Origin of the sequence: Gardnerella leopoldii (assembly GCF_003293675.1) — a bacterium.
In the GTDB taxonomy this organism is placed as follows: domain Bacteria; phylum Actinomycetota; class Actinomycetes; order Actinomycetales; family Bifidobacteriaceae; genus Bifidobacterium; species Bifidobacterium leopoldii.
Genome location: NZ_CP029984.1, coordinates 496,491 through 520,304, shown reverse-complemented (window position 1 = coordinate 520,304; position 23,814 = coordinate 496,491). Strand labels below are relative to the sequence as shown.

General features: G+C 38.7%; 16 protein-coding genes and 1 tRNA gene. 8 read left to right on the top strand and 9 right to left on the bottom strand.

The window, feature by feature from the left end; translation table 11 throughout:
* Nucleotides 1-280 precede the first annotated feature (280 nt).
* Nucleotides 281-646: a DUF488 domain-containing protein gene (locus DOD25_RS02245; protein ID WP_004106880.1), complete on the bottom strand. Its 366-nt coding sequence runs from the start codon at nucleotides 644-646 to the stop codon at nucleotides 281-283.
* A gap of 220 nt (nucleotides 647-866) precedes the next feature.
* Here DOD25_RS02245 and DOD25_RS02240 point away from each other — a divergent pair, with 220 nt between their 5' ends.
* Nucleotides 867-1,928 (top strand): YeiH family protein, encoded by a 1,062-nt coding sequence (locus DOD25_RS02240; RefSeq protein ID WP_032842515.1) that lies wholly within the window; start codon nucleotides 867-869, stop codon nucleotides 1,926-1,928.
* A gap of 102 nt (nucleotides 1,929-2,030) precedes the next feature.
* Here DOD25_RS02240 and DOD25_RS02235 read toward each other — a convergent pair whose 3' ends face one another.
* The 4 genes from DOD25_RS02235 to DOD25_RS02220 form a co-directional block, all read right to left on the bottom strand.
* Entirely contained in the window at nucleotides 2,031-2,795 is a 765-nt protein-coding gene (locus tag DOD25_RS02235) for a L,D-transpeptidase (RefSeq protein ID WP_004106885.1), read from the bottom strand.
* Between the two features lie 160 nt (nucleotides 2,796-2,955).
* The gene (gene ychF, locus DOD25_RS02230) at nucleotides 2,956-4,044 is read right to left on the bottom strand and encodes a redox-regulated ATPase YchF (protein ID WP_004106888.1); all 1,089 of its coding nucleotides are present in this window, start codon (nucleotides 4,042-4,044) and stop codon (nucleotides 2,956-2,958) included.
* Between the two features lie 54 nt (nucleotides 4,045-4,098).
* The gene (gene proC, locus DOD25_RS02225; protein WP_004106891.1) at nucleotides 4,099-4,902 is read right to left on the bottom strand and encodes a pyrroline-5-carboxylate reductase; all 804 of its coding nucleotides are present in this window, start codon (nucleotides 4,900-4,902) and stop codon (nucleotides 4,099-4,101) included.
* Between the two features lie 126 nt (nucleotides 4,903-5,028).
* Nucleotides 5,029-6,411: an alpha/beta fold hydrolase gene (locus tag DOD25_RS02220; protein ID WP_064340433.1), complete on the bottom strand. Its 1,383-nt coding sequence runs from the start codon at nucleotides 6,409-6,411 to the stop codon at nucleotides 5,029-5,031.
* A gap of 116 nt (nucleotides 6,412-6,527) precedes the next feature.
* On the opposite strand from DOD25_RS02220, the gene DOD25_RS02215 reads away from it, so the two are divergent.
* On the top strand, nucleotides 6,528-9,056 hold the full coding sequence (locus DOD25_RS02215; RefSeq protein ID WP_101892150.1) for a sensor histidine kinase: 2,529 nt from the start codon (nucleotides 6,528-6,530) through the stop codon (nucleotides 9,054-9,056).
* A gap of 18 nt (nucleotides 9,057-9,074) precedes the next feature.
* On the top strand, nucleotides 9,075-9,857 hold the full coding sequence (locus tag DOD25_RS02210; RefSeq protein ID WP_004106900.1) for a response regulator: 783 nt from the start codon (nucleotides 9,075-9,077) through the stop codon (nucleotides 9,855-9,857).
* Between the two features lie 81 nt (nucleotides 9,858-9,938).
* Here the strand turns inward: DOD25_RS02210 and DOD25_RS02205 are convergent, their stop codons facing one another.
* From DOD25_RS02205 to DOD25_RS02190, 4 genes are all read right to left on the bottom strand, one after another.
* Nucleotides 9,939-11,984, bottom strand: a complete 2,046-nt coding sequence (locus tag DOD25_RS02205; protein WP_004106902.1) for a coiled-coil domain-containing protein — start codon at nucleotides 11,982-11,984, stop codon at nucleotides 9,939-9,941.
* 383 nt (nucleotides 11,985-12,367) lie between these two features.
* The gene (locus DOD25_RS02200) at nucleotides 12,368-15,061 is read right to left on the bottom strand and encodes an ABC transporter permease (RefSeq protein ID WP_064340419.1); all 2,694 of its coding nucleotides are present in this window, start codon (nucleotides 15,059-15,061) and stop codon (nucleotides 12,368-12,370) included.
* Nucleotides 15,062-15,078: 17 nt separating this feature from the next.
* Nucleotides 15,079-15,918, bottom strand: coding sequence for an ABC transporter ATP-binding protein (locus tag DOD25_RS02195; protein WP_004106907.1), 840 nt, complete (start codon nucleotides 15,916-15,918; stop codon nucleotides 15,079-15,081).
* Nucleotides 15,919-16,188: 270 nt separating this feature from the next.
* The gene (locus DOD25_RS02190; RefSeq protein ID WP_004106910.1) at nucleotides 16,189-17,511 is read right to left on the bottom strand and encodes an O-acetylhomoserine aminocarboxypropyltransferase/cysteine synthase family protein; all 1,323 of its coding nucleotides are present in this window, start codon (nucleotides 17,509-17,511) and stop codon (nucleotides 16,189-16,191) included.
* A gap of 321 nt (nucleotides 17,512-17,832) precedes the next feature.
* Between DOD25_RS02190 and DOD25_RS02185 the strand changes: the two genes are divergently transcribed.
* The 5 genes from DOD25_RS02185 to DOD25_RS02165 all read left to right on the top strand — a co-directional run bounded on the left by DOD25_RS02185 (nucleotide 17,833) and on the right by DOD25_RS02165 (nucleotide 23,763).
* The gene (locus DOD25_RS02185; protein ID WP_064340590.1) at nucleotides 17,833-18,381 is read left to right on the top strand and encodes a YraN family protein; all 549 of its coding nucleotides are present in this window, start codon (nucleotides 17,833-17,835) and stop codon (nucleotides 18,379-18,381) included.
* Nucleotides 18,381-20,024 (top strand): YifB family Mg chelatase-like AAA ATPase, encoded by a 1,644-nt coding sequence (locus tag DOD25_RS02180; protein WP_064340591.1) that lies wholly within the window; start codon nucleotides 18,381-18,383, stop codon nucleotides 20,022-20,024. Before DOD25_RS02185 ends, DOD25_RS02180 begins: the two co-directional genes overlap by 1 nt.
* The gene (gene dprA / locus DOD25_RS02175; RefSeq protein WP_064340592.1) at nucleotides 20,021-21,565 is read left to right on the top strand and encodes a DNA-processing protein DprA; all 1,545 of its coding nucleotides are present in this window, start codon (nucleotides 20,021-20,023) and stop codon (nucleotides 21,563-21,565) included. The genes DOD25_RS02180 and dprA overlap by 4 nt, the downstream gene beginning before the upstream one ends.
* A gap of 40 nt (nucleotides 21,566-21,605) precedes the next feature.
* Complete coding sequence (locus tag DOD25_RS02170; RefSeq protein ID WP_101892151.1) at nucleotides 21,606-23,561, top strand: FAD-binding protein; 1,956 nt, start codon at nucleotides 21,606-21,608, stop codon at nucleotides 23,559-23,561.
* A gap of 114 nt (nucleotides 23,562-23,675) precedes the next feature.
* A tRNA-Leu gene (locus tag DOD25_RS02165) sits at nucleotides 23,676-23,763 on the top strand.
* The last annotated feature ends 51 nt before the right edge of the window (nucleotides 23,764-23,814 follow it).

The following is a 23,814-nucleotide window of genomic DNA, read 5'->3' as shown; positions in this document are numbered from 1 at the left end:
AAACAAGCACTCATTGAGCGCTGGGATGGCAGCTTCTGGGAGGTCCATTGCACCACCGACCCATATGCCAAAGGGACATTCTAATGTTGCAAAACGAAAGTGTCGAGCATAAGAAAAAAATTACAGTTTTGTTTTTTATTTTTGTTGGAATATCAAGCAAAGTCGGCGTGTTGAAAAGAATGCAATGAACACCAACTAAAGTTGATACTTACTAACTTATGTTTATAAAATAATTAAAGTTAGGCAAAGTTAAACAATCGCAAAATTAGTAAACACATATTCAAGCAAGTAATTTTTGTAAATATTCTTGCAAAACTAATGCGTGATTTACTTTTGGATTTTTTGCAGCATACAACAAAGTTATAGTTTGATACTTACTAAACAAATCCATAATCACACCAACAGCTTCATGATTTGAATCAAGTTCTTCAACATAACGATGTGAAAATTCTTCAAAATGCTCCGGATCATGATTAAACCACTTACGTAACTGCGAAGTAGGAGCAATATCTTTAAGCCATTTATCAATATGAGCATATTCTTTGCTTATACCACGCGGCCAAAGTCTATCAACCAAGACTCTCACACCATCATCTTCACTAACCGTTTCATACACACGCTTAATCTTCACAGTGCACTTGTTCATAAAATCTCCTTTATACGTTTACTATAATCGCAGCTTTATTTATTTTTTCAAGGAATTATTTACTAGCAAAAGATATATGCGATATAAATTGAGTTATTATGTTCGATTATGTGATTTTCTGTCGGCGTGTCGCGTTTATTTGCAGCAAAATTATATAAAATTTGCTTAATTTTTTAATTTATGTTCGTTTTTGTCCGATTATGGGAGAATACTTGGCTAAATGGTTAATTTCTTTGATACATGGAAAAAGAAAATCTGCACCATCGATATGGCTCTTATTGCTGTATTGACACTTCTAGCTTCCTTCATTGGTAGCTGGCTTAAGCAGTACCCAGGTTTCCAATTACTTGGTGCTCTTATTATTGCGTTGCTTGTTGGCATGGCTCTGCAGCTGCCATTGCACGTGTACAAAATGAATAATGATTCAAGGCGAGCAGGCGTTAAAAGCGCTGCTGGTTTGATTGCAAACAAACTTCTTCGCCTAGGTATTATTCTCCTCGGATTTAAGCTGAATTTGCATGATTTGTTTACCAAGGGCATTAAATGCTTGCCTATTGCAGCTGTGTTAGTTGCAATAATGGTTTGCGTAACTTATAACATTGCTAAACTCTTGAAGGTAAATCCTCAGCTTGCAATGCTTACAGCAGGAGGCACAAGTATTTGTGGAGCTGCTGCAGTTATGGGTCTTTCTGGCTCAATGCCAGTTCTTCCAGAAGAGGAAGATGAGAAAGAACAGAACGAAGTTATGGCTGTTGCAACAGTTGCAATTATGGGCACTATTTACGCTCTTGCTGAAATCTTCATCCTGCCTAACTTTGGCATGACTAAGCAGCAGCTTGGCATTACAGCAGGTGCATCACTTCACGAAATCGCACATGCCGTTGCAGCTGGCGGAGCATTCGATAGTATCGATGTTGCAACAATCATGAAGCTTTCACGAGTTCTTATGCTCGTTCCAGCCTCCATCTTTATTGCAATTTGGTGGAATGCTCGTCATAGCAAAGTTGAAAATGGCGGAAAGCATAAGATTAGCTTCCCATGGTTTATGCTTGGCTTCATTGCAGCATCCGTTATTGGAACTTATGTTCCTTTCATAACAGCTCACGCATCAACTCTTGTAGAAGCAGGATACGTTTTCCTTGGCATGGCTATGGCTGCACTTGGAATTAACGTAAACTTCCGAGCTATTTTTAAGCAAGGTCGCGCAGCATTTGCAGCAAGCTTCCTAGCTTCTATTGTTTTAGTTGCTTTGGCTTATGCAGCTGCAGTACTGTTCTTCTAAATACAACATTACAAAATAGTTTTGCTTAACAAATGAGGGTCTTCGTTTGAAGATCCTCATTTTATATTCTCGATAATTTATTTTCGTGTATTCTTGAAAAATCTATCCAATATGCACAGCCGTTCCATCAGGAATATTTTTATAAAACCATTTGGCATCCGCAACGCTTAAACGCACACAACCATGCGATGCAGGCTTTCCAAGCTTCATGCCTTCTGACGGAATATATTCTCCAAAATTATAATTCGTCGGCACAGAATGGAATAAATATTGCGATCCAATAAAAGCAACCCAGTAATCCGCTCCAACTTTTTCATCTTGATTAAAGAAATGATCACCACGACCATTAATTTGATAATTACCATGAGGAGTCGAGTCTTTTATTCCAGAACTCATAACCATTGAATACACAGTTTTCCCATGAGCAATAATATAAACACGCTGTTTTTTCAAATTTACATTCACATGCAAATCCGAAACCTTTATTCCTGTAAGATTAGGATAGGCTCCACCAGTAGGATATTTCCAAAAATTAGGTTTAAGTAAAGACTTATTTTCTAGATAATTTTTGCAATATTTTTTAATAAAAGATTTATCATTACCGTTCAGTTTGCTTATTTTGCAATCAATTTTTTCACGCTCACTCAAATTAATTTTTTTTAACTGAGCACTATGCCTTAAAGAAGCAGAAACAACATTAGAAGTTTCAAAACCAACAAAGCAGAAGAACGGAATCAATAATGTAGCCAATAAAGCTGATGCAACACAACGAGCAAAATTAGAACTACGCTTCCACCATTTGCAAAATCTTGCAACAATGCGAACACACTTGCGTATATCGCTCACAAAGTTACGAATAAATTGCATAACATCTCCATTGTAAAAGCAAAAACGTCGCTCCCCCTAGTTTAACAGCAAACCGAGGAGAGCAACGCTTAAAAAAAAAAATAAATCTTTTATTTATTATGATATTAAAATCACTCGTAACATAAAAATCATAAATTTTTTTGAACGAACATGAAAATAATCATACATTAAATTTGAATTCGACAATATCACCGTCTTGCATCACATAGTCGCGACCTTCAAGACGAAGCTTTCCTTCTTCCTTAATTTTTGCCATAGAACCGTCAGCAGCAACGAAATCATCATAAGATACGATTTCTGCCTTAATAAATCCACGCTCAAAATCAGTGTGAATCACACCAGCAGCTTGTGGAGCAGTCCAACCTTTATGAATCTGCCAAGCGTGAACTTCCTTAACACCAGCAGTCAAATAGGTTTGAAGACCTAAAATATCGAATCCCACACGCGCAAGTTGATCCAAACCAGATTCCTTCAAACCAGCATCTTCAAGCATTTCACGAGCATCAGCTTCGTCAAGTTCAGTAAGCTCGGACTCAAACTGAGCATTAAGGAATATTGCTTTTGCAGGAGCGACAGATGCAGAAAGTTTAGACTTCAAATCTTCATCAGCCAACTCCGAATCATCCACGTTAAACACGTAAATAAATGGCTTAGCAGTGAGCAAGTGTAAATCATACACATCGTTTTTATCAATAAGCTTTTCGTTATGAGCCTGGTCAATAGTCTTTCCAGATTCAAGAATTTCCTTAGCTTTATTTACAGCGTCTACGTATTCCTGCGTAACTTTCTTACCGCGCAAATCCTTTTCCAACTTTGGAAGAGCATTGTCAATAGTTTGCATATCGGCGAGAATTAGCTCAGTATTAATCGTGTCAATATCGTCAGCAGGATCTACTCTGCCGTTAACATGCACAATATCATCATCATTAAATGCGCGCACAACTTCGCAAATAGCGTCTGCTTCGCGAATATTAGCAAGGAACTTATTGCCCAAACCTTCACCCTCGGAAGCACCCTTAACAATGCCTGCAATATCAACGAAAGTAACTGTTGCTGGAACAATCTTTTCAGTATTAACTAATTTAGCTAAAACTGGAAGACGATGATCCGGAAGCGGAACAATACCAGTATTAGGCTCAATAGTTGCAAACGGATAATTCTCCGCCAAAACGTTGTTGCGGGTTAAAGCATTAAACATAGTGGACTTACCAACGTTTGGCAATCCAACGATTCCAATAGTTAAAGACATATTTACCTAGTTTAGACCAGCGCCGGGAAAGCCGACACAACTTGATTTTATTTACTATTTATTTTCAATAGCATCAACTGCAGCAATCACATCTCCCCTAAATCCGCGAGATTCTAGCTCAGCAACGCCACGAATAGTGGTTCCTCCAGGAGAGCACACTGCATCTTTCATAGCACCAGGATGCGTGCGCGAATCCATGTATAACGCACCTACTCCTTCAATCATTTTTGCAGCCAAACGGTAAGCACAATCACGTTGCAAACCATACTTCACACCAGCATCACTCAATGCTTCCATGTACATTGCTGTAAAAGCTGGAGCGCAGCTAGAAATACACATTGCAATATTCATATGATCACTAGTCACTCGCTCTACCAAAGAAATTGGCTCAAATAAAGCATTAAACATTGAAAGTTGACTATCAGTAAGCGTATGAGTAGTTTCAGCTAAAGTCACACCTTGGCCTACAGAAATAGGAGTATTAGGAATAATGCACTGAACATGAGCTTCCTTGCCAAGTAGTTCCATGTAACGCTCAAGCGTCCAACCGGCTGCAACGGAAATAACAGCAATACCTCGTTCATTAATAATTTCACAAATTGGCTTAAGTACTTCAGCAACCTGATATGGCTTTACAGCAATAATAATCGCATCACTTGCTTCACATACTTCTTGAGCAGTGTGCATAGCGCGAGCGCCAATCAGCGAAGTATTACGCTCGAGTTTTTCAAAATTATGCGCGCAAGCAACAATATTTTCACCTTGTAATACGCCAGCATTCAGCGCACCTTTAGCGATTGCTTGTGCCATGTTGCCATAACCTATAAAACCAACAGTTTCAGATACACAAGTACTCATACACGACCCCCTTTAGCGCATTGATAAAACAATAGCGCACTCATTACTAAGCAAACAGATGTATAGCATAGCAAAGAGTGCACTATAATCATTGCGCATATTAAAATTATTACCTTTATATATGGCTTATCTCTTATAAATTCCCTCTAAATCACCACGATTCAGCGCCTCATCAAACAAATGACGGAAAACAATGTCTCCATGCAAACCATCATGCTCAAACTCGTTCGTTGTCCAATAGTGGGAGTTGGCAATACGAGAAAGAGTGTCAAGCTGAAGACCAGAATCGACATACATGTCATCAAAATACACTGCTGATTGCAATGGAACTTCGTTATTAGCAAGTTGATCTTGATCGTAAATTTTGCCAAACTGCTTATCTTTCATCAAGCAGTCAACAGCTGGAAGGAATGGTTGCAAAGCTTTCTCTTGATCGTACATCCAAGGAAACATTGCTTCACCTGTAAACATAATAGGGCGAGCAGAACCAGAAAACTCTGGCATAGTTTCTCGAACCTGCTGAGCAGCCCACAAAATTGGGTGTTCCAATTCACCATCAGCATAAATAAATTCTTGTAATGGCCAATAAAGTGGACTAGAAGCTGTAGAATCCATGACACCATACACAAAATCGTCACTTAAACTACCTGCAGAAGCTCCTCCGCCGTGCTTAAATGCTTTCAAGGAACCATCACCATCTGCAAACGCAGAGTCAATTAACCAATGCACTCGTTCAAAACTTGGTTTCATTCCAAATGAAGAACCCAACATTTGGAATCGCTCAACCGTAAGTTTTTCACCGTTCGGAAGCACAACATCACCCTGTGCAATACGATCTGCAATAGCTGCAGCACGAGCAACATCTTGCGGATAGCGCTCATAGAATTGCTCAGTTTTACGCGCCATACGAGGAAAAGTATGCTCATAGACTTCACGCGCATTTGCTGGAACGTGAGGAATACCTCCTGTTGTAAAGCTTGCAATTAATCCTTGAGGGAATAGTGATAGATATGTAAGAGTCAAGAAGCCACCATAGCTTTGACCAAGTGAAACCCATGGCTTAGCATCGAATTCAGTAAGTCGCAGATGTTCAAAATCGCGAATAATAGAGTCAGCCAAGAAACGCTTTAAATACCAGGCTTGTCGCTCAACGCTTACACCGTCATCTGCCATGCGCTTCATAGTTGAAGCGTCTACTCTTGAAGAACGCCCAACACCACGCTGATCCGGCAAGACTACGCGAAAATGTTTAATAGCTTCTTGAATCCAGCCATCACTAGAAGGCGAAAGCGGTCGTGGACACTGCCCACCAGGACCTCCTTGCAAAAATACTAATAAAGGCAAATTATCATGTACATGCTCAGGAGCACAAACTACTCTACAGAACAATCGGATTGTTTCGCCTTTAATAGCTCCACCAGGAGTGTTTCCTTCCCAATCAAGCGGCACGTCAATTGCACGTTCTTCGATATGCAATCCCGGAACATAATAGCTTGTAAGTAACGCCATTTCGCACTCCCTTTCTGTACTCTTGCATGCTACATGCAATGTCAATTACACATTCTTATATAAATCATACTCAAGTTCGATTGTTCTATAAAGTGCTATGCACTAGCCTAGTAATTATGAAAGTACCTAATATGTTTCAAAGTGTTATACAGTCCTTACGAAAAGAGCTCACATTAAACGACATATTATGGGGTATTATTCCACTTATTCTTTTTATACTTTCAAACAATAGATATAGTATAAGCTATGTTGACGGTTTACTGACTCAGGGTTCGCTGGTTACAGTAGCGCTTACAAATATCGTTGTTGCACTACTACTTTCAGTAAGAAAGATATGGCCTGAACAGGCGGCTATTATTTTTATTGTTATTTGCATTGTGCAAGTAATATTTGGTCCAGCTCAACTTTTCGCTGATTTCTTTGGTTTCGTGCTGCTTGTTAACGCTATTGCGCGCGGAAACCCAACGCATACGAAAGTTTTTGTTATTACAGCTTACATAACAACCATATTATCTTGCGCATTAATATCGTGGAATGTTGTAATGGGACCAATATATGGCAATAATCATTCGAAATCTAGTTATACCTGCAGTGTACGAAATATAAATAGCAGTAATATAAAAAATTGCGTTTCAAATATACTTAATTTTGCGATTCCTTCCATAATTTTTGCGATTATTATTACCACTATTACGGTTATTATTGGCTACTGGCAGCGCACTCATGTGCATACTATTCAACTTTTGCAAGAACACAATAACGCTATTCGCGCGTACCGCCGAAAAGCTCAACACATTGCTGTTACTGCAGAGCGAGCAAGAATTGCTAGAGATATGCACGATATTGTTGCTCATACGCTTTCTATTATTATTGTGCAAGCAGATGGCGGCCGTTATGCCGCAACACAAAATATTTCGCTCGCTAAAAAAACAATGCATATTATTAAAAATGAAGCTGAGCGCGCCGTTCACGACATGCGTAGGCTGCTAGAAGCTTTAACTGATGCACCTTCTAACGACACAAATTTGAATCACGTGCCATCACTTATTGAGCAAGCGCGAATTGCTTCACCAAATAATATTTTTTGGCATACTGTTGATGGCATAAATTCTTCTCATAAACTCAACAAAGCTGCACAAACTGTAGCATATAGAATTATTCAAGAAGCACTTACTAATATTCGCAAGCATGCAGGCGAATGCGTTAAAGTAAACATTCATGAAGAATGGAACAACCAAGGTTTAAAACTAAAAATTACAAATGAAATACACAAAATCGAAGTTAACCAAACGCAAAATAGCAATGCGCAGCATAAAAACGGTTATGGCTTAATTGGCATGAAAGAACGCATTGAAAATCTTCACGGAACGCTTAATTACGGGAAACTAAACGATGGAACGTTTAGTATTGTTGCTTTTATTCCATATTCTTACAGCACAGACCCGTCAAATACTACTGCTTCTGTATTAAATAGTATTCCTAACGTTACTTATAAGAATGCAAAAATTAATAATCAATCAATAGCGCAAACAAAACCGGCAAATGCAAATGTTCCAACCTCATCAAAAGTTTTTCCAGAAGTAAATGCTTCACAAAATAAGATTGAGAAAGTATCACAATGGTTTGAACAACATTGGCTTATTGGAGACATTATTTATGCAGCGCCTTGGATTGTTCTGATGCTTTTTGTGCCAACTTATGATTTTATTCTTGGAGATGGAATGTCTTCACAATATTTCGACTCACTTTCGTTAGAAATATTTTATAGAGTATTTACTCTTGCAACCATGGTGCCGTTTATGTTCCGTAGAAAATCTCCAACAACATGCGCAATTGTTGCCGCAATATTTTCTGCAATACAGCTAATATTCTTACCTAATATTTTGTTTGCTAACTTATTCATTCCAAGCATTATTTATGCTGCGGTTCTATACGGCAAAAAGCGCGCATGGCAATGGATTAGCGCAATAGTACTTTTAGAATCTGCTATTTTTGCACTAAAAATTGGCATCGCATCAAGAAATATTCCAAAAAATGCAACTCCAATACAATTCTTTACATCGAATATAGACACGACTAATTTTTATATCATTATGCAAATGGCATCCGTAGGATTAGTTTTTGGTTTCGCAGTTGCGTTAATTTGTTTTACAGTTATTGCGTTTGCTTATTACCGAAGAAACGATGACAATAATTTATTGCTTCTAAAAACACGCAGAACAGAACTCGAGCAAGAACAAAAACAGCTAGAAGTACTTGCAGCAAACGCAGAAAGGCAGCGACTTAGCTCAAATATTCAGCAAAAAGTTGCTGTTACACTGCATAAAGTAATCGATGCCGCAAATAACGGAATTGATATGCTAAATAAATACGAAAAAGCAAATAACAATACAGAAAATCGAAAGTCATCAGACCCAGAGCAATCACAGGGACAAAGTGAAGAAATTAGTAAAGCTTTCAAAAATATTGGAGATGAAGGTCGCTCAGCACTAAAATATATGCGAAAATTGCTTGGAATTTTGCGAGAAACAGGATCAAGCGTTAATTCAGCAAATAATGGTGCGAATGTAACTGAAATTGCAGTTCGCCCTGCTCCCTCGCTCGATGAGCAAATTCAACACAGTGCATTAAATAAGCAAGAATAAGTTGATACTATAGAAAATATGGAAAACAATGGAGTAATTCGCGTTACAATAGCAGACGATCAGGAGCTTGTTCGTGCAGGATTTGCTATGGTAATTAACTCGCAGCAAGATATGCAAGTTGTTGCTCAAGCAGCGAATGGAAAACAAATAGTAGAGATTACAGAAAGAGATCATCCAGACATTATTCTTATGGACGTTCGCATGCCTGTAATGGACGGATTGGAAGCAACTCGCAAGATTCTGCAGCAAAAAACTAACGAAAATACTAAAATTATTATTCTGACAACTTTTGATTTAGACGAATATGTTATGGCTGCAATTCATGCTGGCGCTTCCGGGTTCCTTTTGAAAGATACTGAACCTGAAACTTTGCTTAATTCAATACGAACAGTGTATCAAGGAAACGCAATTATTGCTCCGACTGCTACGAAGCGTTTGATTGAAACTATGATTCAGCAAAGCAAAGTAGCAACAAATACTACAGAAAACAGTGCTGCGAATTATACCGCACAAGCAAGTTACGATGTACAGGCAAGTTCGACTGCGCAAACAAATCCGGATGTACAAGAAACGCAAAGCTGCACATACGAAAATTCTGCTATTCCAGAACTTACTGATAGAGAACGCGAAGTTCTTGTTGAAATTGCTCACGGACTTTCAAATCAGGAAATTGCTGACAAACTATTTATTAGCTTGCCCACAGTAAAAACGCATGTTGCGCATATTTTAGGAAAAATCGATGCTAGAGACCGCGTTCAAGCTGTAGTTTTCGCTTACGAAAATGGCTTAGTTAAGCCGTAAAAAATATAAAATTGCGGCTGTTTATGCATAGACACAAATAGCCGCAATTTAGATTATCAACGTACCTAGTAGCCTTTTAATTTATGCTCTTGGAAGGCGACGGTGACGCATAACAGTCACGCCGGCAGCAGCAGCTCCAGAAATAGTTAATGCACCCAAAACGCCTAGCATTATAGTGCTAAGCATATTACCAGAAGACTTGTTTTCGCCTGCAACTTTAGCTTGAGCTTGTGGCTTATTGCTTTCAACAGGAGTCTTTTCTTCAACTTCCTCAACATCACCCTTGTTATTTTCAGGCTTCGTAGAGTTTTCTTCTGAAACCTGTGATTCGGTTGACTTGTTTGTTTTTGAAGTATTGTCTGTCGGAGTCACAGGCGAAGAAGAAGTATTAGCAGCAGCTGGAGCATGAGATTCGGCTGCAGAAGAAACCTTTTTAACTATTTCAACAACCGGAACTACTACTTTCTGAGTATTTGCATCAGAAGGCTTGGAGCTTGGCACTGCTGGAACCGCAGAAGCTGCAGGAACAACATGAGTTGAATTATTTTCAACTTGAACTGCTGGAACCGCAGGGGTTGCAGGAGCAGCAGGTGCCGACGGAACAGTAGGAACAGTAGGAACTGGTACTGTTGGAGCCGCAGAAGCTGGCGGCACAACCGGAGAATTAACAGATGGCACTGGAACCTTAGCTTTAGGAACCTCAGAAGCAGCATTTGATTGTGTATCGGATTCGGCAGGAGCAGCTACTTTCGGAGCAGATGCTACTGGAGGTGCAGGGACTGGAGCAGCATGCTCTTGAGATTCATTATCTTTTTTAGAATCAGAAGGTGCTGGAGCAGTAGGACCAGTCTGTTTTCCTGATTCTTTTGCCTCATTATTACCAGCAGAACTGTTACCACTTTGCTGATCTTTTTGATCTTTTTCCTTCTTCAATTGAGCTTTAAGAATAGTAACTTTAGCTTTAGCTTCCTCAAGATTCTTTTCTGCGTCCTTTAAAGAATCCTCAGCTTGCTTCTTTAAATCACTTTTCGCAGTTCTCTCCTGAATCTGATTGTTCTTAAATGTTTTAGCGCCTTCAAAGCCATTTCTTAATGACTTAATTTTTTCATCTAGTTTCTTTTTGTCGTCAACTAACTTATAGTTCTCAATAATATTATTAAGAAGCTTTGTTTCAGACTCTGCTTTCTTTACTTCAGAATCTTTACTGTTGGAAGCTTCAAGCTTACTAGCTACATCTTTTTTAGACTCATCAATTTGATCTTTAATTTTTTGAAGATCTTCACTTACTTTTTCAAATTCTTGCTTTGCATTCTGGAAAAGAACTTCTAATTCTTTCACAGTTTTTTCTTTAGCAGCAACAAGTTTCTTATTTTCTTCAACTTTTTTGCTAAGTGAAGTTTGATCATTAGAGACTTTTCTAAACTGCTCCGCTATAGAATAAATATTATCACCATCGTTTGGATCAACTTTTTCTAATGCGGATTCCAATTCACCGATTTTTGTATCATACTCTTTAATTTGAGCAGAATCACTTGCAATAGATTCATTAAGATTATCTACTTCTTTGTGAAGATCTGAAATCTGTGATTCATATTGTTTTATATTAGCTGCAGCTCTTTCTTTTGTTTGACTTTTTTCTTCTTCGTCACTTTGCAAAGCATCAAGAGCTAATTTTGCATGATCATATTGCTCTTTTAAAAGTTCATATGCGGCTTTTAATCCAATAAGCTCGTTATCCTTTTCTTCTTTGGATTTTTCAAATTCTGCAATTTTTACTTTTGCGGCTTCGGAATCCATTTTCAATGCATTTTCAGCTTCTAAAAGTTCCTTTTCCTTATCTTTCTCAACGTTTTCAAATCCTTTTTCAGTTTCAGAGATTTTACTTAAAAGATCGTCAAATTCTGCAACTTTTTTCTTATACTCTTCAATTTGAGCTTCTAATTGCTGAACCTGCTCTTCAGCTTTTTCAATTGCTTCTTCAGTAGATGCTTTTGCAGTCACCTCTGTTTGAGCTTGCGTATTTTGTACATCCTCAACAGCTTCTTGCGCCCATGCTGGCATTGGGCCTTGCAGGAACAAAACAAATCCTGCGATTGCTGCGGCAGATTTTTTCTTGACCGTTACCATATTTGTTACTCCTTGCTCGTAGCGGCCTTCATGTCTAACTTATGTCAGCAGTCATCCTTGAGCATAACAAAGGAATAAATACATTTTCAACGCTATTTATTCGGAATATTTCCGATAAAACTTGTCATAATGAATAATAATCGTATTATTTTTGAAGACCATTAATAAAAAATGCCAATTATGCACATAATATTATATAATTCGAATAGTTATACACAATAATTTTTAAAAAATAATAACAATATTACAAATTTTTTCAGAGTGTCGAAAAAGCCTAAGAAAAAGATAATGCCGATAAGTAAAATTTACATACCGGCATTATCTCTATTTTTTCTGCAACTTAACTTCTACAGACTATCTTTTCACATATGTTCTTACGAAATTTAGTCCTCCGCGAGCGCAACTACTGGCGAAGACTTTACTGCTCTACGAGCTGGAAGAACGCTGGAAAGAAGCGCTGCAAGCAAAGCGATTAGAGCAAGAACCGCGTAAATAGTCCAATCAATTACAAACGGAACTTTGCCAATTGCGCTAAACACCATGTAGGATCCAATCCACCCAAACGCTGTTCCAACAATCAAGCCAGAAACGGTGCTTGTTAAGGAAATCAACGTTGCTTCCAACGCAAGAGATCTTCTAACCTGTCCTCTTGTCATGCCGATTGCTCGCAAAGTTGCAGATTCTTTGGTTCGCTCAATAACAGACAAGCTTAATGTGTTTGCAACACCTATTAAAGCAATCACAACAGCTACTGCTATTAAGCCAACAAGCAACATCATCATTACGTCGATAGCACTTTCCCACTGCGCTCGCTGGAACACGCTTCCACCAGCCATAACCTCCGCATAGCTAGATGTAATATTTCTAATATTCTTAACAATATCTACAAGATTAGCTTTGCTAGAGTCTACCGAAATAAGCAGAATATGCGTTGTAGGCTTAAGGTAGTTATTGAAGTAAGATTTGCTCACAAAAGCAGTATTCCTTGAATATATATTGACATTCCTATACTTCTTAAACTGAACTTGCTTTACAGTAATGCTCTTATCGTTATTACTCGGGTCTGTATTCATTCCGGTAAATGGCGTAATATCATCACTGTCTGTTTCACCAGAACTGTACTTTTCTACATAAGCTTGTAGATTAAGGTTTCCTTTTTTAAGTTCAAAGGGTTCTCCCCCTTCTTCGTTAAACTTAGGCAAAAGCACAGAATCTTTGTTTATATTAACGCCATCAAGATCAGTGTGCATTACATTTTTAAGTTGATTTACATTATCAACTCCAGCTGCCATAGCATACTCAGTTTTGCCCTTAGCGTTCTTAAAAGTCATAGGAACTGCAGGAAGCAACTCAGTATGCTTTATTCCACTAATCTTTGAAATGTCGGCAGCTAAAGATTCATCAACATTCTTGCCTTGAATAATAATGTCAACACTGTAATGGTCATCAACAACACCTTTAAGAGTTGCTTTACCACAAATTGCGCCCGTTACTACTGTAGAAACAAGCGTTACTCCAATAAGCAAAGCTGTTCCAGTTGCTGCAACTCTTCTAGGATTTCTTTGCACGTTTGCATTAGCAACTTTAGACGCGGGCCCACAAAGCGCCATAATTGCTCCAGTTGCCTTCATAGCAAACGGCATCCAGAATGTTGCTGTAATAATAATGCCAATAAAAACAAGCGCACAACCAAACATTGCTCCAAGCAAAGTCATCCAAGAGTCAGAACCAGCAGTAGGCGACTTACCCGCAATCATGCTTGCCAAAGAAGTAGCACTTAAAGCCGTAGCTAAAATACCTACAACAATAAACAGAACGCCAAAAACAGCGCGAATAATGCTTGCACGCTTATCTTTAATCAAATCCATTGGTCGCAGCGCTTCCATAGGCGTTACTTTTGTAGCAGATCGAGCAGCACTCATAGATGCAAGAACTGTTACAATCGTGCCAATTGCTATTGGCCACACAATTGCCGGAAGTGAAACAATCAAAGGAATCTTAGATAACGGTCCAGAATTAATATTCACGTTACTAATTGCGCCCATAAATCCTATTGCGCAAAGCACGCCAACAGCCGCAGAAATAACTCCAAGTATTGCGGCTTCAAGCAAAACTGCTGCATAAAGCTGGTGCGATTGTGCGCCGATTACGCGCAAAAGTGCAAGAGTGCGTCTGCGTTGAGCAACCAAAACTTGAAATGTGTTTGCTATAACAAGCGAAGAAATAAGCAACGCTAGGATACCAAAAGATAGCAAGAACATGGTTACAAAATTAGTGCCGTTAGACACATTTCGAACAGCTCTTACGCCAACTTCATGCCTAGACATAAGAGAGAATCTCGAAGGAAGCAAAGAGTTAATCTTAGGAGATAAATCGTTTATTTTAGATTCATCAATACTCATGTACACTTTGCTTTGCACAACTTCATTGTCAAAATTCTTAAGATTGTTGAGTTTTGCACAAAAATCATTCGTTACTCCACCAAGATACGTGCCGCGATTTGAAACTGGTATTTGAGAATGTTCTCCATCGTCTACAAGACCAACCACACGAACATCGTACGATTTTTCTTTATCTCCGCCAGTGTCATCTACTTTAACCAAAGTTATAGTATCGCCAATGTTTGCATGTATTGATTTTGCAATACTTTTAATAAGCGTAATTTCGCCTATTTTTTGCGGATCTCTACCTTCTGTTGATTTATAAACAGGAAGATTTCCATACAAACCACTAGACCAAGCAATACTTGTAACTGATTTATCACCTTTTTCCACTCTTACAAGCGCAGTCGCATCGTCACTACGAATACCGTTGATACCAGGCATCTTCGATATTTTGTCTAAATGAAGGTCTTTGTAATGAATTTCACTACTCGGAGAGCTGTTAGGATTTTTAAATGAGATTGCATAATTTGCGCTACCGAATTCATTTGTTGCGTTACGAACCATCAAGTCATCAACGCTGTTTGCAAAAAGCAAAGTAGCGCTCATAAACATGCTGCCTATAAGAATTGCAATTCCAGAGGCGATTAGCATGCGCACGCTTTTACGCATAAGTTTTAGTGCGATTTTCCACATTCTAACTTCACCACCTTTTATTGCAATTGAGCAGGCTGATTATTAACGCCAGCCTCGCTGCGTTCCATAAGCATCTTGCTCATTCCTTCTGCAGTAGGATTTTGCACGTCTTCAACGATTTGACCATCTGCAAACACGATTGCTCGATCCGCATAAGACGCTGCAACAGCGTCGTGAGTAACCATAATCACAGTTTGACCAAGTTCCGTTACAGACTTCTTCAAAAAATGCAAAACTTCTGAGCTGGAAGCAGAGTCAAGATTACCGGTAGGCTCATCCGCAAAAACTACGGAAGGCTTAGAGATTAAAGCTCGAGCAATTGCAACGCGTTGTCGCTGACCGCCAGAAAGCTCAGCAGGCCTATGCTTTAAGCGATCTTGCAAGCCAAGAGTTAAAACCAAAGTATTAAACCATTGCTTATCTGGCTTTTTGCCTGCCAAAGTAAGAGGCATAAGAATATTTTGCTCAGCACTAAACATTGGAAGAAGATTAAAACTTTGGAAAATGAACCCAACCATTTCGCGTCGCATAAGCGTAAGCTGTTTATCGCTCATTCCTGTAATATCTAGGCCATCTACCAAAACTTTTCCAGAATTAACGCTGTCAAGACCAGCCAAAGAATGCATTAAAGTTGACTTTCCAGAGCCAGACGGGCCCATAATCGCAGTGAACTTGCCGCGCTCAAAGCTAACACTAACGTCTCGCAAAGCGTGAACAATGCCTGCACCCTTGCCAAAATCTTTAACAACATGCAAAGCTGCAACTGCCGTCTCACCAATCAAGTTTTGGTTAAAATCTGCTCTAAAATCTAAAGCATTTTCTTGCTCGTATGAGCTTGTTTCGTACGGACTGTTCATAACTGCTCCTTTTCTTAAAAAGTAGTAATCGCATAGTTATCTACTGCTAATACTTAAATTTACGTGAAAAGACTGCTGGTTACTATCGTGCGTAAGGCGGAAATTATTGAGAAAAAATTAGCATCTCATCCTAAAGTATGATGCGTAAATTTACATAATGTATAAAAAATCGGAGCACATACAAATACGAATGCGCTCCGAATAAAATGGTAATGGATCTTCAGGAATATTTTTAATTAATAATTTTTTACTTTGCTTTCTCTTTTCTATTTAAGCAAGTCCTGCTTTACGAACAGCGTCAAATCCGCGCTGCAAATCGGCAAGAATATCGTCAATATGTTCAGTTCCAATAGACAAACGAATAGTACCTTCATGAATGCCCTGATCTTCCAACTCTTCAGAAGTTTCCTGAGAGTGCGTAGTAGATGCAGGATGGATAACCAATGACTTTACGTCAGCAACATTTGCAAGCAATGAGAAAAGCTGTAAATTGTCAATAAATATGCGAGCTGCATCCCTTCCACCTTTAATATCAAACGTGAAAATAGAGCCTCCACCATTCGGGAAGTAGCGCTTATAAAGCTCGTGATCAGAACGACCTTCAATAGAAGGATGACTTACAGATTCAACCTCTGGCACAGTTTGCAAATATTGAACAACCTTCAACGCATTCTCAACGTGACGCTCAACACGCAAACTCAAAGTTTCCGTGCCTTGCAAAAGCAAGAATGCAGCAAACGGGCTAATGCAAGCGCCAGTATCGCGCAAAATAATCGCACGAATACGAGTCACAAAAGCCACAGATCCTAAAGCATCATAGAAGTTCAAACCATGATAGCTAGGGTCAGCTTCAGTAAGAGTTGGGAATTTTCCAGGGACTTTAGCCCAATCAAAATTGCCGCCTTCAACAATAATGCCACCAAGAGTTGTGCCATGGCCGCCAATAAACTTCGTAGCAGACTCAACTACAATATCTGCACCATGCTCAAGCGGACGGAACAAGTATGCAGTTGCAAAAGTGTTGTCAACAAAAACAGGAAGATTGTGGCGATGCGCAATCTCGGAAATAGCCTCAAAATCAGGCAAATCAGCATTAGGATTACCAAAAGTTTCAAAGTACACGAGCTTCGTATTCGGCTGAATTGCATCCTCGAAGTTCTGAGGATTCTTAGGATCCACAAAAGTAGTTGTTACACCATCTCGAGGAAGAGTATGACGAAGAAGGTTATAAGTTCCACCATACACATTCTTTGAAGACACAATGTGATCGCCCTGCTGAGTGATGTTACGAATAGCATAGTCTACAGCTGCCGCACCAGAAGCAACAGCCAAAGCTGCAGTTCCACCTTCAAGAGCTGCAATTCTACGCTCAAAAACATCTTGAGTAGAATTCGTCAAACGGCCATAAATATTTCCAGCGTCACGCAAATCAAAACGAGCAGCGGCATGATCAAAATCGTGGAACACGTAGCTTGTTGTTTGATAAATAGGAACTGCACGAGAATCAGTTGCCGGATCCGCCTGCTCTTGACCAACATGCAACTGCAAGGTTTCAAAATGATACTTTCCTTGCGTTTCTTCAATATCGCTCATAATACCCCTCCAGTTTTGCGACTTTTTCAAACAGTAGATTAGTTTGCTTCAGCTCACTTTGCGCATCCACTTACTTTTCCGTTTTCTGTTTACATATTTATTTAAGTGATAACGACAATATGCCACTATGGTTCATTCGTACATACCTGCGGTTATCAAAATTAGCTATAACGAATTAACAGTTTGCAAAAAATAGCGAAATCTGTTTTAGAAAAATACAGAAAATATACTGAATTTCTAATACAACACGCCGTATGCAGCTTTTATCCACAATGCTTAAAAAATCTGGATTACTGCTCAATAAGCACAGAAAATAGCAGCATGATTACACAAAAACACATTATTGACGATGAAATTATCTCGCTTGACGAGATTGACGACGCTGAGACTGCTCAAGTATTTTTGCAAGAAAAACTTGAACAAGTGTCCAACGAGCTTCAAGATGATTCTCTTGAAAGTAAAGAGTTGGGAAAACTGGGAGAAACATACGCAGCTTTGCGACTCATACAAAAAGGGTGGCACGTTATTGACCGAAACTGGCATTGCCGTAATGGAGAGCTAGATTTGGTGATGATTACTCCAGAACAAAAATTGGTATTCGTGGAAGTAAAAACTCGAAGAAGCGTACGTTGTGGCACTCCACTTGAAGCAATTACTCAAGAAAAATGTAGCAAATTACGTACAACTGGTATGAAATGGCTGGAAGAATTCGGAAGCGATATACCTCCTTACCGTATTCGATTTGACGCTGTATCAATTCTTATTATTAACAAATACACTTATCCAGATTCTGCATATGAATTGCAATCTTTGGAAGAAATTGAAGATAATTCATCAATCCAATTCAAGCATGTTCAAGGAGCATTCTAATGCATATTGGAAACGCAACATCAATAGGACTTATTGGTCTTAAAGCTTTTACTATTCAGCTGCAAGCTTTTATATCTGGAAATATGCCAAACTTTTCTATTATCGGCTTACCTGACACTTCATTAAGCGAAGCAAGAGAGCGCGTTAAATCAGCTCATTTTGCGTTGCATTGTAAATGGCCTGAAGGAAGGGTAACAGTAAACTTATCACCTGCTTCAATGCCAAAAAGCGGAGCATCATACGATTTAGCTATCGCGGCAAGCATACTAAGCGCAGAAAAGTATATTCCACTTACAGAATTAGAAAATACAGTTATTTTAGGAGAACTAAATCTTGACGGGACAGTATTACCTATTCAAGGCATTCTTCCTATTGCACTTTACTCAAAAAAGATGCATTTTAAACGAATGCTTATTCCGCAAGAAAATCTTGCCGAAGCGCAACTTGTAGATGGAATTGAATCTATTGGAATACACCATATTTTAGATTTAGTGACGCAATTGCATGGCAGTTTGAGCGAAGAATCACTCAAGCTTATTGAAGAAGACCCTGCGTATAAACATATGCAAGTCCTTGAACGAAATGGAAATTATAACAATGGAGAAGAAGATTATAATTCGTCAATTCACGAAGAAAGCACTTCTCCACTACAAATTGAACCAAAATATGAAATTGGAGATATGTCTGAAGTAATAGGGCAAGAACATACAAAATGGGCTCTACAAGTTGCTGCAGCTGGAGGGCATCACGTAATGATGATTGGGCCTCCAGGATCTGGGAAAACCATGCTAGCTTCACGAATACCAAGCATTATGTGTCCACTTAACGAACAAGAACAGCTTGAGGTTGCTTCAATTCGTTCACTTTGTGGAACACTACCCTATTACGGAATTAGCAATATTCCACCATTTGAAGCACCTCACCATACTGCTTCAGCAGCTTCTCTTATCGGAGGAGGAACAGGAGTTGCAAAACCTGGGATTATTACTAGAGCACATTGCGGAGTGCTGTTTATGGATGAAGCTCCAGAGTTTTCTCCTAGAGTATTGCAAACCCTAAGAGAACCATTGGAATCAGGGCATATTGCTATTTCTCGTTCAAAAGGGACAACTCTTTATCCAGCTAAATTCCAGCTTGTTGTTGCTGCAAATCCTTGTCCTTGCGGATACGCATACGGAAATGGAGAACGATGTACTTGCAAAGAGCGCGAAAGAGCACGATATTTTTCACGCCTTTCAGGTCCAATTCTTGACCGTATTGATATTCAAATGGATGTACCTCCAGTAGAACGAATTATTATTTCAAACCATCATCAAGACAATGCACAAAACTCAGTTAAAAACACGTATCTGAATAGCAAAACAATGCGAGATAACGTAATAGAAGCTCGTAAAATTGCTCGCGACCGTTTTATAAAACAAGGCTGGGATTGCAACGCACAAGCATCTGGAACATGGCTTAGAAAATACACTTCACAGCAAGCTGTAGGACTTATCAACCGTGCATTAGAAAAGCATCAATTGAGTTTGCGAGGAGCAGATAGAGCATTGCGACTCGCGTGGACGCTTGCTGATCTTTCTGGACACACTTCACCAGACATGACAGACATTGCACAAGCAATCAGTTTAAGGACACGAATATGAATACTAAGAACATAAACAACACGGATAACAATGAAGAAACCATTAGTTCACCTAGCGATTTTTCTTCACCAGACGAAGAAACAATATCTCGTGCAATACTTACATTCTGCCTTGAAGGAGCGGATGCAATTATGTACACGCTACTATTGGGATCTAAAAGCGCTAAAGAAATTGTTTCAATATTAAAAACAATTGTGAAAAATTTTACGAAACAACAATCAACAGGCTCAGCTCAACAAATGCAACTTCCAATTATTAGTGAAGTAGCAGATCAAGAAAACGATGCCAATTCTAAAACTTTTAGCTCAAGAAAACGTAACAAAAATCAAGAATTAGTATCTACAATGATAAGTTTCATAAAAAACCATAAAGAACTTACACTCTTAGAAAATTATTTCAAGAAGGGCTTAACAGCGTGGGGTTATCACAACAATAATGCGCCTAAGTCTTTAGAAGTGTTACACAATTCTATTTCAAAATGGTGCGTTCGATTATTGCATTTACCAACATGGAATAATGAATCACTATGTCAATGGTTCACTTCTGGCGGAAAGCAATGGATTATTGCACCACACAGCAAATATTGGCCGAAACAATTACAAGATTTGGCTTTTCAGAGTCATTTCTCACCACCTTTATGCTTGTGGGGTGTAGGGAATCCACAAGCATTAACACAATGTCATAATCCACTTGCTATTGTTGGCTCACGCTCTTGCACAGACTACGGAAGAGAACTTGCATATCAATTTGCTTATGATTGCGCTTCGAAAGGCCATACTGTTATTTCTGGTGGAGCGTACGGAATTGATGCAGCAGCACATTGGGGCGCATTAGATGCACAAGATGTAGATGAAAATAAGCCTACAGGAAAAACCATTGCTGTATTTGCTGGAGGATTAAATCATATGGGACCCAGATGCAATTATCAGCTTTTTGAACAAATTATTGCAAAAGGCGGAGCGTGTATTAGCGAACTATGCCCAGATACAACACCTGTAGGCCACAGATTTTTATTACGAAATAGAATTATTGCAGCTCTAGCATCAAAAATTATAGTTGCTCAAGCAAGATTACAATCCGGAGCGCTAAATACTGCAACATGGGCAACTGATTTAAATCGCGAACTATACGCCATACCAGGAGATATCAATCAGCCTAATAATGCAGGATGCAACAAGCTAATACACGATTCACAAGCTATAATATTGTGTTCAAATCAAGATATAGATATTCTGTTTCCTCAATCTCATCATTACTTTGCTTATTCTCAACCTAAACCAGAAAAATTAAGTATAGACTATAAAAATTATGACAATACGCAAAAACTAATTATCGACGCAATTACAACATGCAAACGCAAACGTGAACTTGCAAATGTTGACAGAATATACGAAATAATAAAAGCTTCTTACGAAGAAAAACAATTAGATTACATACCATCTATTGCTGAAATTTCTGGGAAAATTGCATTGCTAGAATTGGAAGGAATTATTGTACAAAATAAAGAAAATTTAACATTATCACAGCAAAAAGTAGCGTAAAATAACGCGCCCAATACAAGATATGTGAGAAAATAAAAGTATGCAATCAAGCGAATACTACGATGTTATTATTGTTGGCGCTGGAGCTGCAGGATTATCTGCAGCACTAGGATTAATTAAATCCGAAGAATACGCATGTATGAGAAAAGGAGGAAAAACACCATCAATTTTAGTGATTTCTAAAGTGCCAGCATTGCGTTCACACACGGGTTCTGCTGAAGGAGGTATAGCAGCAAGCCTTGGAAATGTTGAACAAGACAAATGGCAATGGCATTATTATGACACAGTTCATGGCGGAGATTGGCTAAGCGATCAAGATGCAGCAAAGCTACTTGCAAAAGAAGCGCCGAAAACAGTTATTCAGCTTGAACATGATGGCGTAGCATTTTCTCGAACGCAAAATGGGTATATTAATCAACGCCGTTTTGGTGGGCATACTGCTAATTTTGGAAAGAATCCAATTGAACGTGCGGCTTTTGCTGCAGATCGTATTGGTCACCAAATTTTGCATAGCTTATGGCAACAATGTGTTTCCGAGAATATTGTATTTGCTGAAGATTGTTACGTAACAGATGTTGCTATAAACGATCAAACTATGAGCGTTGAAGGAATTGTTGCATTTGATTTATCTGCAGGAAACTTGCGAGCAATAAGGTCTAGATTCTTACTTTTAGCTACAGGCGGATCGGGAAGATTATTTGCAACAACATCTAATTCGTGGGATTTAACAGGCGATGGCATGGCTTTAGCTCTAAAAGCAGGATTACAACTTGAAGACTGCGAGTTCATTCAATTCCACCCTACTGGACTAGCTCATACTGGCATTCTGCTTTCAGAAGCAGCAAGAGCTGAAGGCGGCGTGCTTAGGAACTCAAATGGCGAAGCTTTTATGAAAAAATACGATGAAGTACATGCAGATTTAGCTCCAAGAGATGTTGTTTCTCGTGCAATTGCCAAAGAAATTCGCGAAGGAAGAGGTGTAAACGATTCAACAACTACGCAACAAAGCAATTCGCATAACGATTGTGTTTGGCTAGATATGACACATATCAGCCGAGAAAATATGTTAGGATACTTGCCACAAGTTACAGAAACTATTGAAAAATATGCTCATCTTGACCCAACTTGCGATTTAGTCCCAATTCGCCCTACAGCTCACTACACAATGGGCGGAATACCGATAACTTTGAATGGAAAAGTATATAGATGGCAAAATAACAACCAAAATATTGTTTATGGTTTATACGCTGCCGGAGAATGCTCATGCGTAGGAGTGCACGGAGCTAATCGATTAGGAGGAAACTCCTTGCTTGACGCATGCCTTTTTGGAAATCGTGCGGGAGCAACAATAGCAAAGGAATTGAAAAACTTAAACAAGGATGATGAAACTAACAGTAACGAAATCAATGAAACGAACGAAACGAACGAAACCAATAAAACTATCTCAAGTAATGTTGCACTACAAGTCTTATATAAACAAAGAAATAATGAACTTAATCAGCTTATGGAAACGAGTGCGAAGCAAGTTACAGATTTTACAGACAACAGTTATAACGACGAATCTTCACAAATAGAAGAAGATAATCCTTATAAATTATTTGCAGATTTAGGAAAAATCATGGAAAACGCTGTTGCAATATCATGCGACGAACAATCAATTAAGAAAGCACTCAATGACATACAAGAATTTATAGATCCTAAAATTCAGTCATTACACATTCATAGCGATAATTTAGTTTTTAACCAAGAAATTACTGCAATATGGGAAATAAAGAACATGTCACTACTTGCAAAAGCAGTATTACAATCTTCACTTGCTAGACATGAATCTAGAGGTGCTTTCTTTAGAAGAGACTATCCAAAACATGATATTTCTTCATTGCCACAACACTCGTTCATTGACTTTGATGGAAACTTGGCAAAAAAGCCAGTGAATGTTATTGATTTTAAACAAGATAGTAAAGGAGATTTTTATACTGAAAATAGCATAATTTAAAACTATTATTACTATTTTCATATATAAATATTTTGAAAATTCGTAATTTTTTCAACACGCCGAAGCGAAGAAGAAAAAAAGATGTTATAGTCTTATCTGTTGTCTAAAACACCTGTCCGGGTGGCGGAATGGTAGACGCGCTAGCTTGAGGTGCTAGTGCCTATTTGTTACAGGCGTGCGGGTTCAACTCCCGCTCCGGACACGAAAAAACCTTGCTGGAAAGCCAGCAAGGTTTTATTGTTTTCTAACGCAA